Source organism: Massilia sp. CT11-137 (assembly GCF_047302885.1).
GTDB classification, from domain to species: Bacteria; Pseudomonadota; Gammaproteobacteria; order Burkholderiales; family Burkholderiaceae_D; genus Telluria; species Telluria orientalis.
Window position 1 is genome coordinate 1,276,294 of the sequence record NZ_JBKYMP010000001.1, and the last position, 16,088, is coordinate 1,292,381.

Consider the following 16,088-nt stretch of genomic DNA (forward strand, 5'->3'; position numbering starts at 1 on the left):
CCACCCTACGGCAGGTCGTGTATTGTAGTAGGGTGGGCACCCCGTGCCCATGGCTACACTGTGCGTCGAATCAGGCCGGCTCGATTTCGTCCAGCGGCCAGCGCGGGCGCACGTTGAATGCGTAGTCGCGCTGCGCCGCGTCCGGATTGCGCTCCAGGCGCAGCGCGCCCGCGAACGCGATCATCGCGCCGTTGTCGGTGCAGAATTCGAGTTCGGGGTAGTAGACCTTGAAGCGCTTCTTCGCGGCCGCCTCGTTCAGCGACGCGCGCAGCTGGCGGTTCGCGCCCACGCCGCCTGCGATCACGAGGCGTTTCAATCCGGTGTGCTTCAGCGCGAGCACGCACTTCGCCGTCAGCACGTCGACGATGGCATCGACGAAGCCGCGCGCGATGTTGGCCTTGTCCTGCTCGCACACGTTCGCGATGTCGCTTGCGTTGTTCTTCACGACGGTCAGCACGGCCGTCTTGAGGCCCGAGAAGCTGAAGTTGAAGTCTTTCGAGTGCAGCATCGGGCGCGGGAGTTTATACGCTTCCGGATCGCCGAATTCCGCCAGGCGCGAAATGGCCGGGCCACCCGGGTAGCCGAGGCCCAGCAGCTTGGCCGATTTGTCGAACGCTTCGCCGGCCGCGTCGTCCAGCGTCTCGCCCAGCAGGGTGTAGCGGCCGACGCCATCGACGCGCATCAGCTGCGTGTGGCCGCCAGAGACGAGGAGGGCGACGAACGGGAATTCCGGCCGCTCGGTCGCGAGCAGCGGCGACAGCAGGTGGCCTTCCAGGTGGTGCACGCCCAGCACGGGTTTATCCAGCGCCAGCGCGAGGCTGCAGGCGACGGACGATCCCACCAGCAGCGCGCCCGCGAGGCCGGGGCCCTGCGTGTAGGCGATGGCGTCGATGCGTTCCATCGGCAGGCCGGCCTTCGCGAGCACCTGTTCCAGCAGCGGCAGCGCGCGCCGGATGTGGTCGCGCGACGCCAGTTCCGGCACCACGCCGCCGTATTCCTCGTGCATCGCGACCTGCGAGTGCAGTGCGTGGGACAGCAGGCCGCGCTCCGTGTCGTACAGAGCCAGGCCGGTTTCATCGCAGGAGGATTCGACGCCGAGGACAATCATGGGCAAGCAAGGAACAGTGTGAGGTAGACAAGATCGGCGCGCCGGGGCGGCGCGCAATCTGCCATTGTACCTGCATTGGCCCGCCAGGGCATCACGGCCGCTCCAGCAATTCCTTGTGTGCGTTGCGCAGCATGGTCTCGGTATCGTCCCAGGCGATGCAGCCGTCGGTGACGGAGCAGCCGTACTTCAGCTGCGACAGATCGCTCGGAATCGGCTGGCTGCCGCCGACGATGTTCGATTCGATCATCACGCCGACGAGCGACTGGTTGCCGTGCCTGATCTGCTGGATCACGTCCGACATGACGAGCGGCTGCAGCTCCGGCTTTTTATAGCTGTTGGCGTGCGAGCAGTCGACGACGAGGTTCGCGGGCAGGCCGGCCTTCTTGAGCGCCTGCTCGGCGATCGCGACCGAGACCGAGTCGTAGTTCGGACGGCCGCCGCCGCCGCGCAGCACGACGTGGCCGTAGGCGTTGCCGCGGGTGCGCACGATCGACACGCCGCCCTGGCCGTTGATGCCCAGGAAGGAGTGCGGGCTGGACGAGGACAGCACGGCGTTGATGGCGATGCTGACGTCGCCGTCGGTGCCGTTCTTGAAGCCGACCGGCGTGGAGAGGCCCGACGACATCTCGCGGTGCGTCTGCGATTCGGTCGTGCGTGCGCCGATCGCGGTCCACGCGATCAGGTCGCCCAGGTATTGCGGCGAGATCGGGTCGAGCGCTTCGGTGGCCGTCGGCAGGCCCAGTTCGCACACGTCGAGCAGGAACTGGCGCGCGCGCTCCATGCCGACGTCCACGCGGAACGAGTCGTCCATGAACGGATCGTTGATATAGCCCTTCCAGCCGGTCGTGGTGCGCGGCTTTTCGAAATACACGCGCATCACGAGCACCATCGTGTCTTCCACCTCGGCCTGCAGCGCCTTCAGGCGGCGCGCATAGTCGAGGCCCGCGACCGGATCGTGGATCGAGCAGGGGCCGACGACCACGAACAGGCGCTTGTCCTTGCGGTCGAGGATGTTGCGCAGGGTCTCGCGGCCCTTCATCACGGTGGTGAAGGCCTTGTCCGTCAGCGGCAGCTTTTTATGCAGCTCGCTCGGCGTCGGCATGGTCGCGAACGAGGTGACGTTGGTGTTTTCGATATCGGGCGTGATCAGCATGGCAATCGTATTTATTCCAGAGGGGATCGTTGAGTCTAGCCTGAAATCTTACACCGTGCATCCTCCTGCTCAAAAATGTTGCATGGTATCCTGTCATCATGGACACGACCAACACCTCCCAAAATCCCTTCCCGGCGGCCCGCTTCATCAAGGAGATCGGCCGCGGCGTAAAAGGCGCGCGCAGCATGTCGCGCGAGGATGCGAAACTGCTCTACGCCGCCATGCTCGACGGGCGGGTGTCCGACCTGGAACTGGGCGGCATCCTGCTCGCGATGCGCATCAAGGGCGAGTCCGTCGAAGAAATCGCCGGCTTCATGGACGCGGCGGAAAGCTCGTTCGCACCGCTGCCCGCGCCGCCCGGCGATTTCTCGCCCGTGCTGATCCCCAGCTACAACGGCGCGCGCAAGCTGGCCAACCTGACGCCGCTGCTGGCGCTGCTCCTCGCGCGCGCGGGCGTGCCGGTGCTCGTGCACGGCGTGCAGGAAGACCCGGGCCGCGTGACGACGGCCGAGATCTTCGCCGAGATGGGCATCGGCCCGAGCGGCTCCACGGCCGACATGCTGGACGCCTTCGCCGCCGGCCGCCCGTGCTTCATGCCGATCGAGTTATTGGCGCCGGAACTGGCGCACCAGTTGTCGCTGCGCCGCATCCTCGGCGTGCGTAATTCCACGCATACGATCGTCAAGATCCTGCAGCCGTTCGAAGGCCCGGCGCTGCGCCTCGTGTCGTACACGCACCCGGAATACCTGGCGATGCTGACCGAGTATTTCGAAACGGCCGCCCCGCACAAACGCGGCGACGCGTTCCTCATGCGCGGCACGGAAGGGGAGACGGTGGCGAACGCCAACCGCGCCCAGGAAATCAACTGGTTCCACGCCGGACAAAAGACGCTGCTGGTCGAACGCGACGCGCCGACCGACGAGCTGGCGCCCGCACCGGAAGGCCGCGACGCCGCGGCGACCGCCGACTGGATCGGGCGTGCGCTGCGCGGTGAACAGCCCGTGCCGCCGCCGATCGCGGCGCAGGTGGCACAGTGCGTGCAGGTGGCGCGGGCGTTACGTATCGCCGCGTAATCCTCCGTTGGGTGGGCATTTGGGGCGGGGGGCAAATGAAACGTGCCCACGCGTAACGCCAACGTACCGCACAGATATTCGCGTGGGCACAGGGTGCCCACCCTACCGTACAATCATGCCTTTTTGCGCGCGATAAACGGGATAGGCATGGCAAAACACTACGACGTGGCGATCATCGGCGCCGGTGCCGCCGGCATGATGTGCGCCGCCACCGCGGCCCAGCGCGGCAAGCGCGTCCTGCTGGTCGACCACGCCGGCAAGCTGGCGGAAAAAATCCGCATCTCGGGCGGCGGGCGCTGCAACTTCACCAACATCAACGCCGGCCCGCAGAATTTCCTGTCCGAGAATCCGCATTTCTGCCGCAGCGCGCTGTCGCGCTACACCCCGCAGGATTTCCTCGCGCTCGTCAAGAAGCATCGCATCGCGTACCACGAAAAACACCGCGGCCAGCTGTTCTGTGACGACTCGTCCGAACAGATCATCGCCATGCTGAAGGCGGAGTGCGACGCGGGCGGCGTGCAGTGGCGCATGCCGTGCAAGGTGGCCGGCGTCACGAAGAACGCGGAAGGATTCCGCATCGACACGGATGGCGAGCCCATCCTCGCGAGCAATGTCGTGGTCGCAACGGGCGGCCTGTCGATCCCGAAGATCGGCGCGACGGATCTCGGCTATCGCATCGCGAAGCATTTCGATCTGAAAATTGTCGAGACGCGCCCGGGCCTCGTGCCGCTCACGTTCGACGGTCCCAGCTGGCAACCGTTCGTGCCGCTGGCCGGCATCGCGCTGGAAGTGGACGTGACGACGGGATCGAAGAAGGGCCGGAACGCGAAGTACGGCTATTTCCGCGAAGACTTATTGTTCACGCACCGCGGCCTGTCCGGCCCGGCCATCCTGCAAATCTCCAGCTACTGGCAGCCGGGCACGCCCATCGTACTGAATCTGCTGCCGGAAATGGATGTGGCGGAAGAGCTGATTGCCATGAAGACGACGGTGAAAAAACAGCTGGGCAATATCTTGTCGCAATGGCTGCCGACGCGCCTCGCCGAAGGCCTGCTGACCGGCAATGGCCTCGCACCGGATGCGCGCTTGCCGGACATGGCCGACGCGAAATTGCGCAAGCTGGGCGATGCGATCAACCGCTGGGCCATCGTCCCGACCGGTTCGGAAGGCTATAAAAAGGCCGAGGTGACCCTGGGTGGCGTCGATACGCGCGAACTGTCGCAGCAGACGATGATGGCGAACACTGTCCCGGGCCTGTATTTCATCGGCGAGACGGTCGACGTGACGGGTTGGCTCGGCGGCTATAACTTCCAGTGGGCATGGGCTTCCGGCGTCGCGGCGGGCGGGGCAATCGAGTAAAAAAGCAGCCATGTGGCAACTTTGCACACTGATGAAAAACTTCGCACAGAAGTTGAAAAGCTGTTAGAATTTCGTTCTTCCCTAAATCCAACGGTTTCATTTTTACATGACCACTATCCGCCTTAAAGAAAACGAGCCGTTCGAAGTCGCTATGCGTCGCTTCAAGCGCACTATCGAAAAAACCGGTCTGCTGACTGAACTGCGCGCACGCGAGTTCTACGAGAAGCCGACCGCAGAGCGCAAGCGCAAGCTGGCCGCTGCCGTGAAGCGTCACTACAAGCGCATCCGCAGCCAGCAACTGCCGAAGAAGCTGTACTGATTTATATTCACGCTTTCCCCGGTGACGGCCACTGCCAGTCCCGGCGTTGCAAAGCCTGAATTCGACGAAGCCCGCTCCGGTTGTGCCGCAGCGGGTTTTTGCCTTTTGTCCCTATCGAACGGAGTATCCATGAGCTTGAAAGACCAAATCACCGACGACATGAAAGCCGCCATGCGCGCCAAGGACAGCGAGCGTCTTACCACGGTCCGTCTCCTGATCGCCGAGATCAAGCGGAAAGAAGTGGACGAACGCATCGAGCTGGACGATGCGCAGGTGGTGGCCGTCGTCGAAAAGATGATCAAGCAGCGCAAGGATTCGATCACCCAGTTCGAAAATGGCGGCCGCCAGGATCTGGCCGACAAGGAAAAGTCGGAACTGGCCGTGCTGTCGGCCTACATGCCGGCCGGCCTGTCGGATGAGGAAGTCGCCGCCGAAGTGGCCGCAGCCGTCGCCGCATCGGGCGCCGCCGGTCCGCAGGACATGGGCAAGGTGATGGGCATCCTGAAACCGAAACTGGCCGGCCGCGCCGACATGACGGCCGTCTCGGCCCAGGTCAAGAAAGCGCTCGCAGGCGGCTGATGCCTGGTGGCACGGCTGCGGCACCGCCGCCACGGCCGTGTCTGTTTTTGATGCACCGGAGCGGCAACGCCATGTTGCATTGTTGCAAATCAACTTGTAACGAGCCCTGCGGTATAGTCTGACCTGAGACAAATACTGTTAGTTAGATCAAGTGATTCCGCAATCATTCATTACCGATCTGCTCAACCGCGTTGACATTGTCGACGTGGTGGGGCGTTACGTGCAGCTGAAAAAGGGCGGCGCCAATTACATGGGGCTTTGTCCGTTTCACAACGAGAAATCCCCCAGCTTCACCGTCAGCCCGACCAAGCAGTTCTATCACTGCTTCGGCTGCGGCGCCCACGGCACCGCCATCGGCTTCATGATCGAATACTCGGGCATGGGCTTCGTCGACGCCGTCAAGGACCTCGCACAAAGCGTGGGCATGATCGTGCCCCAGGAGGACGACAAGATCCCGCCGGCCCAGCGCGCCGCCCAGCAGGCACAGACCCTGGCGCTGACGGACGCGCTGAACCAGGCCTGCGACTTCTACCGCGCCCAGCTGCGCACGGCGCCGAACGCCATCGCCTATCTGAAAGGCCGCGGCCTGACGGGAGAGGTCGCCGCCCGCTTCGGCCTCGGCTATGCGCCGGGCGGTTGGGACAATCTGCGTTCCGTCTTCCGCGACTACGATGCGCTGGCGCTCGTCGAATCCGGCCTCGTCATCGACAAGGTCGACGAAGATGGCAACAACAAGAAGCGGTACGACCGTTTTCGTGAACGGATCATGTTCCCGATCCGGAACACGAAAGGGCAGGTGATCGGCTTCGGCGGCCGCGTGATGGACGGTGGCGAACCCAAATACCTGAACTCGCCGGAAACCCCGCTGTTCCAGAAGGGACATGAACTGTACGGCCTGTTCGAGGCGCGCCAGGCGATCCGCGACGCCGGCTACGTGCTGGTGACCGAAGGTTATATGGACGTCGTCGCGCTGGCCCAGCTCGGCTTTCCGCAAGCCGTCGCGACGCTCGGCACGGCGTGTACCAGTACCCACGTGCAAAAGCTGCTGCGCCAGACGGACAACGTCATCTTCAGCTTCGACGGCGACAAGGCCGGCCGCCGCGCCGCCCGCCGCGCGCTGGAAGCGTGTCTGCCGCAAGTGACGGACAACAAGACGATCAGGTTCCTGTTCTTGCCGCAAGAGCATGATCCGGACAGCTATGTGCGCGAATTCGGCGGGGACGCATTCGCCCAGGAAATCAACGAGGCGATGCCGCTGTCGCAATTCCTGTTGCGCGAGGTTACGACGGAGCATGATCTCGACACGCCGGAAGGCCGGGCGCGCGTCCAGTTCGACGCGAAACCGCTGCTGCAGGCGATGACGCCGTCGGCCTTGCGCCTGCAGATCGTGCGCGGCCTGGCGAACCTGACGGAGTCAACGCCGGCGGAGATCGAAACGTTGTTTGAATTGTCCAAGCCGGTGGCGGTGGCCAGGAAGGCGCCGCCGCGCCAGGGGCGTCCGGAACCGGTCGGCCTGGAATTGCAGATGTCGCGCATCCTGGTGTCGCATCCGGCGCTGGCGGTGGGCCTGGACGAGTCGGCCTTGCGCGCCTTCGACCACTTCGGCACCGAGCAGGCCGAACGCCTGCGCCAGCTCGTGGCGATGGCGCAGGCGTTGGGACCGAACGGTACGTTCGCCGCGTTGTCCGAGCAATTGAAGGAAGCGAGTTCGGAGTACGACAACCTGATCGCATCGATCGCGGTCGAACCCGAATCGGATATCGACGCGGACCGCGTGTGGCTGACGAGTGCTGTGAGGCAAGTCAAGATGGACGTGCTGAAACAGGAGTTGAACCAGTTGTTTTCTTCCGGATTGACCCCAGATCAGGTGAGTGCCCGCTATCGCGAAATCACAGCTCAGCAGGACCTCTTGGCCCGGGAGGCAGCGAACGACACCCCTGCGAAATTCACCTGATCGGGGAGGGTTGCCGAGGCGCCGTTCTTGACTGGAAAGAACAGGGGCGCGTGCTATAATAAAACGCTAACTATTGCAAGCATTGAAACGATTTTTCGTGACAATTCAGGCGAGGTGTTTCAGTTAGTGGGGCAAACAGTATGTGCCTGCAGCGTGATGTAAGGTAACAAAACTTTATCTTTAACCATCGTAAAGTGGTCGTTGTGACTTCGAAAGCGCCTGTGCCAACCAAGAAACCCGAAACCAAAGTGGCTACCAAATCCACCAGAATGTCCGCTAAAGTGGACAATTCGCAAGACAAGGCGGAAGCTCGCGTTGCGGGTGTCGCCCCAGTCAACCAGACGACCGATGCGGAAGCCCTCGCCGCAATCGATACGTCGGGCTACGTGCTGCCGGCCGTCAAGGTGCCAGGCCGCCGTGGCCGCAAGCCCAAGGAATTCACGCCCGAGAACGATGAAGTCGCCGCCCTGAACGCGGTCGAGCGCGCCGAGCTGAAAGCGGTCGACAAGGCCAAGGCCAAGGACCGCAAGGCCAAGGAAAAAGCGCTGCTGAAAGATGCGTTCTCGTCGGACACGGAAGCGAGCGAAGAGGAACTGGAAATCCGCCGCCAGAAGCTCAAGGCCCTGATCAAGTCGGGCAAGGAGCGCGGCTTCCTCACGTATTCCGAGATCAACGACCATCTGCCGGACAACATCGTCGATCCGGAAGCGATCGAAGGCATCATCGGCACGTTCAACGACATGGGCATTGCCGTCTACGAGCACGCGCCCGATGCCGAAACGCTGCTGCTGTCCGATAACGTCGCCACCGTCACCAGCGATGACGAAGCCGAGGCCGCCGCCGAAGCGGCGCTGTCGACCGTCGACTCCGATTTCGGCCGCACGACGGACCCCGTGCGCATGTACATGCGCGAGATGGGCTCGGTCGAACTGCTGACCCGCGAAGGCGAGATCGAGATCGCCAAGCGCATTGAAGACGGCCTGCGCGACATGATCCAGGCGATCTCCGCCTGCCCGGTGACGATCGCCGAGATCATCGACGCCGCCCGCCGCATCGAGCAGGACGAGATCAAGATCGACGAAATCGTCGACGGCATGGTCGACCCGGAAGAGGACGAAGCGACGTCCCCGGCGGCCGTCGCTCCGGCGTCGACCGAGTCCGACGACGATGAGGACGACGACGAGGAAGAGGAAGAAGAGGAAGAGGAAGAAGAGGCGAACGCGGGTTCCGGCGCGGCCGGCTATTCCGCCGAACAGCTCGAGCAGCTGAAGAACTCGGCTCTCGACAAATTCCGCGAAATCGAACAGCAGTTCGACAAGATGCGCAAGGCCTACGAGAAGCAGGGCTATAACTCCGACGGCTACGTCAAGGCCCAGGAAGCGATCTCGAACGAACTGCTCGGCATCCGCTTCACGGCCAAGGTCGTCGAGAAGCTGTGCGACACCCTGCGCGGCCAGGTCGACGAAGTGCGCCACATCGAGAAGCAGATCCTGGACGTGGCCGTGAACCGCTGCGGCATGCCGCGCGCCCACTTCATCAAGGTCTTCCCGGGCAACGAGACGAACCTCGACTGGGTCGACGGCGAAGTGAACGCCGGCCACGCGTACAGCGCGATCCTCGGCCGCAATATCCCGACGATCAAGGAGTTACAGCAACGCCTGATCGACCTGCAAGCCCGCGTCGTCCTGCCGCTGCCGGACCTGCGCAACATCAACCGCCAGATGGCGGCCGGTGAAATGAAGGCGCGCAAGGCCAAGCGCGAAATGACGGAAGCTAACCTGCGTCTCGTCATCTCGATCGCGAAGAAATACACGAACCGCGGCCTGCAATTCCTCGACCTGATCCAGGAAGGCAATATCGGCCTGATGAAGGCGGTGGACAAGTTCGAATACCGTCGCGGCTATAAATTCTCGACGTATGCAACGTGGTGGATCCGCCAGGCCATTACCCGCTCGATCGCGGACCAGGCGCGCACGATCCGTATTCCGGTGCACATGATCGAAACGATCAACAAGATGAACCGGATCTCGCGCCAGATCCTGCAGGAAACGGGCGCCGAGCCGGATCCGGCCACCCTCGCGATCAAGATGGAAATGCCGGAAGATAAGATCCGGAAGATCATGAAGATCGCGAAAGAGCCGATCTCGATGGAAACGCCGATCGGTGACGACGACGATTCGCATCTTGGCGACTTTATCGAGGACAACAACACGCTGGCGCCTTCGGACGCGGCGCTGCACGCCTCGATGCGCGGTGTGGTCAAGGACGTGCTCGACTCGCTGACGCCGCGCGAAGCGAAGGTGCTGCGCATGCGCTTCGGCATCGAAATGTCGACCGACCACACGCTGGAAGAGGTCGGCAAGCAATTCGACGTGACGCGCGAACGCATCCGCCAGATCGAAGCGAAAGCGCTGCGCAAGCTGCGCCACCCGTCGCGTTCCGACAAGCTGAAGAGCTTCCTCGAGAACAACAGCGGCTGAGGCTTGACGGACCTACGCTAACACAATATCCTCTCGCCACTTCGGCCGCTTCGCGACCACAAGTGGCGAGTTTTTAGCGTCTTCGGATGTACCAGTTTCGGGCCTCTAGCTCATGCCTGGTTAGAGCAGCGGACTCATAATCCGTTGGTGCCCGGTTCGACTCCGGGGAGGCCTACCAAAATATCCTCAAAAAATCAGGGGCTTATATGATGGTCATTGCGGCCCCTGATTCCCTTTCTGTGTAACGCGCTGAGCTGTGTAACGGCTGTGTAAGTAAATTCTTTCAACTAAGCAGCTCGCGGTGTGGCAATTCGACCGGTCGACGATGCTTCCCAGGCCCATCAGCCGGTGCTTACTGGCGTTGGCCGACGCTTACCACAATCTTTAAACATCTAGCGGAAGGCGTCCGTGAGCCCAACGCCTTATCGGCCATGGCGTAACACAAGTTCGCCAAGTCGACTAATCCCCGGGCTCGGGCTTCTGGCATAGCTTCCCGAAGCGTTGTGCTTAGAAGCTCTACCAAGTGTTCGTCGTTCAGGCCGTCGCCTGTGGCGTGGCCGCCTAAATCGCGCAACGAGTCGGCGAAAGCATCGTCGCTCATGTCGGTCAAGTCGAGTGGCATAGAGACCCTTCTAAAGCAAATAGTGATTTGATTGTAGAACGTCAATCTTCTGGCGCAAGCCGCTTTTAAATCGCATGAGCCTGGGTCCTAATGGATACCCAGCATCCGCATGATTTGTGATTGAAGACGCAAGTAATTCGGCGTTGGGCCGGTTGAAACTAGTTTCGTCGAACGCGTATCATTATGCGACGTATATTGGATCAAAAAAATCTCATGGACGTACTTTTGAGCAAGCCATATACTTTAGGAAATAACTATACAGTGGCCCGCGCAATGGGTACCTGGTCCAAAGATGTCAACCGAAGTACTTGCACAATTAACTCAGCCACAACGTGATCGCCTCTCGTTCGTGGAATTGCGCGTGCGCTTCATCGGGGAGATACGCCGCCAGGACTTAGTCGCCCGATTTGGAATACAATCTTCCGCCGCATCTAGGGATCTGGCTCTATACAAGAAGATTGCCTCCGACAACATTGATTACGACTCCAAGGGCAAGTTCTACGTTCAAGGGGCAAGATTTCAGCCAGTCTTCGACTTCCCCGCAGAGCGGGTGCTTTCGTGGCTTACCCAGGGCTTTGGTGATGGCGAGCCGATGCCGCTCAAAGCATGGGTACTTAGCGAAAGCCCATCCCGACTTATACATCCGGATCTGGATGTTGTGGCAAGCGTGACCCGTGCAATCCATCAGAAATGTCCGCTCGCCATTGAGTACATCTCCATGTCCAGTGGTTGCACTGAGCGGGAGATCGTCCCGTTCGCCTTGATCGACAACGGACTTCGTTGGCACGTCCGTGCCTTCGACCGGAAGTCCCAGGAGTTCCGGGATTTCGTCATCATCCGGATCAAGCGCGCCGCGGTTCTGAAGGGGCAGCCCGTGACGCTCCACGAGATGAGCGATCAAGATATTCAGTGGACTAGGATCGTAGAACTGGAGTTGGTGCCGCACCCGGATCAATGCCGGCCGGAGATTACCGAAATGGATTACGGCATGCGCGACGGTGTGCTGCGGATGAAGCTGCGGGCCGCCACGGCCGGATACATCCTGCGCAAATGGAGTGTGGACTGCTCTCCAGACCACAGCCTACGCGGGCATGAGTATCGGCTTTGGTTGAAAGACCCCCTTGCCATCTACGGTGTGCGTAATGCCGTGCTGGCGCCGGGTTACCGCTCCCCCGACCAACAGCGGCTCGAATCCGAGTCGGACTGAGGGAATACGCATGCTCGCAAAACTCCAACAGCTCATCGGCGAAATCGATGACCTCAATAGCAAGTTGATCCTACTGGTCGGTCCCAGCCGCAGTGGCAAAACCCAACTGCTCCGCCAGCTCGGCGCTAAGCTCAACATCGAGCCACTCAACGTCGGCCTGCAGCTGGGGCGCCGTTTGGCCGCCACGCCAAACAGTGAGCGAGGCTTCTCCGCCGGTGAACTCCTGCGGGAGATTGCGGACAAGGAGCGAACTGAAGCCCCGCTGCTGCTCGACAACCTGGAGTTGTTGTTCGAGCCAAGCTTGCAGATTAATCCGCTTGACCTCGTCAGGCGGCTGGCTCATTCCAAGCGCGTCGTGGCAGTCTGGCCGGGTGAACTACGCGCGGATCGTTTGGGGTATGCGGACATGAGCCACCCAGAACATCGTGACTACAGCGGCGACGGCGTAGTCGTACTCGAAATTTGAAGCTACGGGAAAAGAAAATCATATGACCAAGAACATGAAATATAGAGATCTGATCCAGTTCGAGCAGATAGAGTCAGTTATTCAGCTGCTCGATGCGGGGCGCCCGGACGAGGCGCAGAAGCTCGTCGCGACTTACGTGATCTCCGACGACATGGCCGAGCGAATCTCCAAGCTCATGGTTCCCCAGCTCAGTTTCGATGAGTCGGTCGATCACAAGGGCGTACTCATCGTCGGCAACTACGGCACTGGTAAGTCGCACTTGATGTCGGTGCTGTCGCTGGTGGCCGAAGATGCTGCTTACGCGCCGATGATCCGCCACCCCAAGGTGGCTGAGGCGGTTGCCCCGATCGCTGGCCGCTTCAAGGTGCTGCGCATCGAGGTGGGCGGACTGCAAATGCCGCTGCGCCAGATCATTACCCTGCAGCTTGAGCGTTTCCTCGAAAAGCTCGGTGTCGACTACACATTTCCGACGGCCGACAAGGAGCTCAATAACAAGGACTCCTTCGAGGAGATGATGACGGCCTTCGGCGAGAAATTTCCGGGCCAGGGCGTGCTGCTAGTGGTCGACGAGTTCCTGGAGTACCTGCAGTCCCGCCGCGACCACGAGCTGGTCCAGGACCTGGCCATCCTCCGTCAGATCGGCGAAGTTACCAAACACCTGAAGTTTCGCTTCGTGGCTGGCGTGCAGGAGGCGATTTTCGACAGCGTGCGCTTCCAGCACGTTGCCGACAGCATGCGCCGCGTCAACGAGCGCTTCACCCAGATCCTGATCGACCGCCAGGATGTCAGCTTCGTCGTCTCTGCGCGTCTGCTCAAGAAGACTGCCGACCAGCAGAACAAGATCCGCGAATACCTCACGCCGTTCGCCAAGTTCTACGGCTCCATGAACGAGCGCATGGATGAGTACGTGCGACTGTTCCCGGTTCACCCGGACTACCTTAAGACCTTCGAGCAGGTCCACTTCACTGAGAAGCGTGGCGCGCTCAAGACCATTGAGGCCGCCATGCTGGCCATCCTCGACCTGGAAGTGCCCGCCGACAAGCCGCTGTTCATCAGCTATGAGAGCTTCTGGAACACCATAAAGGCGAACTCGGTCCTACGCGCTGACCCCAACATCAAGGAAGTCATGCGCGTCTCCGAAGTGCTGGAGTCCCGCGTGCAGCAGGCCTTCACGCGCCCGGCCTACAGAGCCATGGCGTTGCGCGTCATCAACGCGTTGGCCGTCCACCGCTTGACCACGGGCGGCGACATCCATGTACCCATTGGCCCCACGGCTGCCGAACTGCGAGACGCTTTGTGTCTGTTCCAGCCGGGCGTGGATGACATGCCGGGCGATCCGGCCGAGAACCTGCTGTCGATGGTCCAGACCGTGATGCGGGAAGTGCTGAAGACTGTCAACGGCCAGTTCATCTCTAAGGCGCCGGACACCGAGCAGTACTACCTCGACCTCAAGAAGGACATCGACTACGACGCGCAGATCGAAAAACGCGCCGAAGCCCTGTCCGACGACGCACTCGACCGCGCCTATTACAGCGCCGTCAAAGCGCTGATGGAGTGCAGCGACGACCTGCGCTACCCCGGCTTCCAGATTTGGCAGTACCAGCTCGAATGGCAGGAGCGCCGCGTCGAACGCATGGGCTACCTGTTCTTCGGGGCGCCGAACGATCGGCCCACGGCGCAGCCCGAACGTGACTTCTACGTCTACTTCATCCAGCCCTTCGACAAGCCGAAGTTCGCCGACAATAGCCTGTCGGACGAGGTCTTCTTCCGGCTCACCGGGCTGGACGACGATCTCAAGCGACACTTGTCGTCCTACGCGGCGGCGCTTGATCTGGCATCCACCGCCAGTGGCGGCGCCAAGGCAATCTACCTCTCCAAGGCACAGGACTTTCTGCGCGCCATGAGCAAGTGGCTGCAGGAAAAGCAGATGACCGCCTTCGAGGTCACCTACCAGGGCAAGAAAAAGAACCTGCAGGAGTGGGCCAAAGGCGTGTCGCTGCGTGACCGGGCGCGGCTGGGTACGGACGAACGCATCAACTTCCGCGACGTGGTGAACGTCATTTCAGGCTTGGTACTGGGCCAGCGTTTTGTCGATCTCTCGCCGGAATACCCTACTTTCTCGGTGCTGGTCACCGAGGCCAATCGCAAGCAACTGATCGGCAACGCGCTGCGCGCCCTGGCCGGTGGCACTCGCACCAAGGACGCGCTCGCGGTACTCGATGCGCTGGAGTTGCTCGATGGCGACCGCGTCGATCCGGCCAACTCCCGTTACGCGCAGGAAGTACTGAACCGGCTTAAGGCCAAGGGCCACGGCCAGGTGCTCAACCGCAGCGAACTGCTGTCGGGCACGTCTGACGTCGAGTATTTCGCGCCGATCAAGTACCGGCTGGAACCGGATATGCTGGTCACTGTGCTGGGCGGGCTGGTCTACTCCGGCGACATCGTGCTGTCGATCACTGGCGATAAGATCGACTCGGGCAAACTGACCCAACTGGCGGAACGCTCGCTGGAAGAACTCAAGCAGTTCAAACATGTTGAAGCGCCCAAGGAGATCAACCTCGCGGTACTGCGCGCCCTGTTCGAACTGTTCGACCTGCCGTCCGGCCTGGCTCAGAAGGCCAGCCAGGGTGATACCGAGCCGGTCATCAAACTGCAGGAGAAAGTCAGCGCGCTGGTGCCGCGCGTGCTCAAGGCCGGCTCCGATCTGCAGCAAGGCAAGCTGGGCTTCTGGGGCCAGAACCTGCTGCGCGAGGAAGAAGCCAAAGACTGGCACGCTCGGCTGGATGCGCTGAAAAAGTTCACCGAGTCGCTGACGCCGTACAACACCGTCGGCAAGCTCAAGAACCTACGCGTCACGCAGGAGGATTTGGACGGCCAGAAGAAGAATCTGGAGATCCTGGCCGCCGTCGAGCGTCTGCTCGAATTAGTGGTGGAGCTCGGCAGTACGGCGTCCTACCTCTCGCAGGCCGAAATTGTACTGCCCACCGAACACCCGTGGGTAAAGCAGGCCGAAGCCGCCCGCAAGGCACTACAGGAGAAGCTGAGCCAAGACCGCACCGCCGAGCACGCCGCTGAATACCGGCAGACGCTTAACCAGCTCAAGAAGGATTACATCACCGCCTACATCGCCAGCCACAGCAAGGCGCGGCTGGGTGTGGCCGAAGACAAGACCCTCAACGCCCTGCGCAAGGACGACCGCCTACTGGCGCTGCGCGTGTTGGCAGGCGTATCGCTGATGCCCACCAGCCAACTCACTGCCTTCGAGGACTCGCTCAACGGCCTGAAGAGCTGTTCCTCGCTGGATGAGCCCACCTTGATCACGGCCGCCATCTGCCCGCACTGCCAGTTCCGCCCCTCTGCCGAGCAGTTGGAGCTGATCCCAGCGGCCAACCGCTTGCACAAGCTGGACGATGACCTCGATCAGTTGGTGGGTAACTGGCAGCAAACCATGCTAGAGAACCTGGAAGACCCGTTCACGCAGGACAGCTTGAGTCTGTTGCCGCCCGCGTCCAAAAAGCTGATCGACGCTTTCCTGACCTCGCGCAACCTGCCGGACCCAATGACCACCGAGTTCGTCAATGCCGTGCAGGAGGCGCTGTCAGGGCTGGAGAAGATCGCGGTCAAGGGAGACGAGATCAAGCAGGCGCTGCTGCAAGGCGGCTCGCCAGCCGCGCCCGACGATCTGCGCAAGCGCTTCGACACCTTTATGAACGAGCGCTGCAAGGGCAAAGACGCCTCCAAGCTGCGGTTCGTCATTGAATAGCAATT

General features: G+C 61.5%; 11 protein-coding genes and 1 tRNA gene. 10 read left to right on the forward strand and 2 right to left on the reverse strand.

Features of this window, described 5'->3' with window-relative positions:
* Positions 1-70 precede the first annotated feature (70 nt).
* Together tsaD and ACEN98_RS05835 are read right to left on the reverse strand one after the other, a co-directional pair.
* The gene (gene tsaD / locus ACEN98_RS05830) at positions 71-1,108 is read right to left on the reverse strand and encodes a tRNA (adenosine(37)-N6)-threonylcarbamoyltransferase complex transferase subunit TsaD (RefSeq protein ID WP_413382421.1); all 1,038 of its coding nucleotides are present in this window, start codon (positions 1,106-1,108) and stop codon (positions 71-73) included.
* Between the two features lie 91 nt (positions 1,109-1,199).
* Positions 1,200-2,261: a 3-deoxy-7-phosphoheptulonate synthase gene (locus ACEN98_RS05835; RefSeq protein ID WP_413382424.1), complete on the reverse strand. Its 1,062-nt coding sequence runs from the start codon at positions 2,259-2,261 to the stop codon at positions 1,200-1,202.
* Between the two features lie 98 nt (positions 2,262-2,359).
* Between ACEN98_RS05835 and ybiB the strand changes: the two genes are divergently transcribed.
* From ybiB to ACEN98_RS05885, 10 genes are all read left to right on the forward strand, one after another.
* A complete protein-coding gene (gene ybiB, locus ACEN98_RS05840) occupies positions 2,360-3,334 on the forward strand; it encodes a DNA-binding protein YbiB (protein WP_413382426.1) in 975 nt (324 codons plus the stop codon).
* A gap of 147 nt (positions 3,335-3,481) precedes the next feature.
* Positions 3,482-4,693: an NAD(P)/FAD-dependent oxidoreductase gene (locus tag ACEN98_RS05845; protein ID WP_413382429.1), complete on the forward strand. Its 1,212-nt coding sequence runs from the start codon at positions 3,482-3,484 to the stop codon at positions 4,691-4,693.
* 106 nt (positions 4,694-4,799) lie between these two features.
* The gene (gene rpsU / locus ACEN98_RS05850) at positions 4,800-5,012 is read left to right on the forward strand and encodes a 30S ribosomal protein S21 (protein ID WP_005665410.1); all 213 of its coding nucleotides are present in this window, start codon (positions 4,800-4,802) and stop codon (positions 5,010-5,012) included.
* Positions 5,013-5,141: 129 nt separating this feature from the next.
* Positions 5,142-5,591: a GatB/YqeY domain-containing protein gene (locus ACEN98_RS05855; protein ID WP_413337597.1), complete on the forward strand. Its 450-nt coding sequence runs from the start codon at positions 5,142-5,144 to the stop codon at positions 5,589-5,591.
* Positions 5,592-5,742: 151 nt separating this feature from the next.
* Entirely contained in the window at positions 5,743-7,545 is a 1,803-nt protein-coding gene (gene dnaG, locus ACEN98_RS05860) for a DNA primase (protein ID WP_413382432.1), read from the forward strand.
* Between the two features lie 269 nt (positions 7,546-7,814).
* Positions 7,815-10,025, forward strand: coding sequence for an RNA polymerase sigma factor RpoD (rpoD, locus tag ACEN98_RS05865; RefSeq protein WP_413337599.1), 2,211 nt, complete (start codon positions 7,815-7,817; stop codon positions 10,023-10,025).
* 99 nt (positions 10,026-10,124) lie between these two features.
* Positions 10,125-10,203: transfer RNA gene (locus ACEN98_RS05870), tRNA-Ile, on the forward strand.
* Positions 10,204-10,939: 736 nt separating this feature from the next.
* The gene (locus ACEN98_RS05875; RefSeq protein ID WP_413382435.1) at positions 10,940-11,854 is read left to right on the forward strand and encodes a WYL domain-containing protein; all 915 of its coding nucleotides are present in this window, start codon (positions 10,940-10,942) and stop codon (positions 11,852-11,854) included.
* A gap of 10 nt (positions 11,855-11,864) precedes the next feature.
* On the forward strand, positions 11,865-12,320 hold the full coding sequence (brxF, locus tag ACEN98_RS05880; protein WP_413382438.1) for a BREX-3 system P-loop-containing protein BrxF: 456 nt from the start codon (positions 11,865-11,867) through the stop codon (positions 12,318-12,320).
* Between the two features lie 22 nt (positions 12,321-12,342).
* A complete protein-coding gene (locus ACEN98_RS05885) occupies positions 12,343-16,083 on the forward strand; it encodes a DUF6079 family protein (protein ID WP_413382441.1) in 3,741 nt (1,246 codons plus the stop codon).
* Positions 16,084-16,088: the final 5 nt, after the last annotated feature.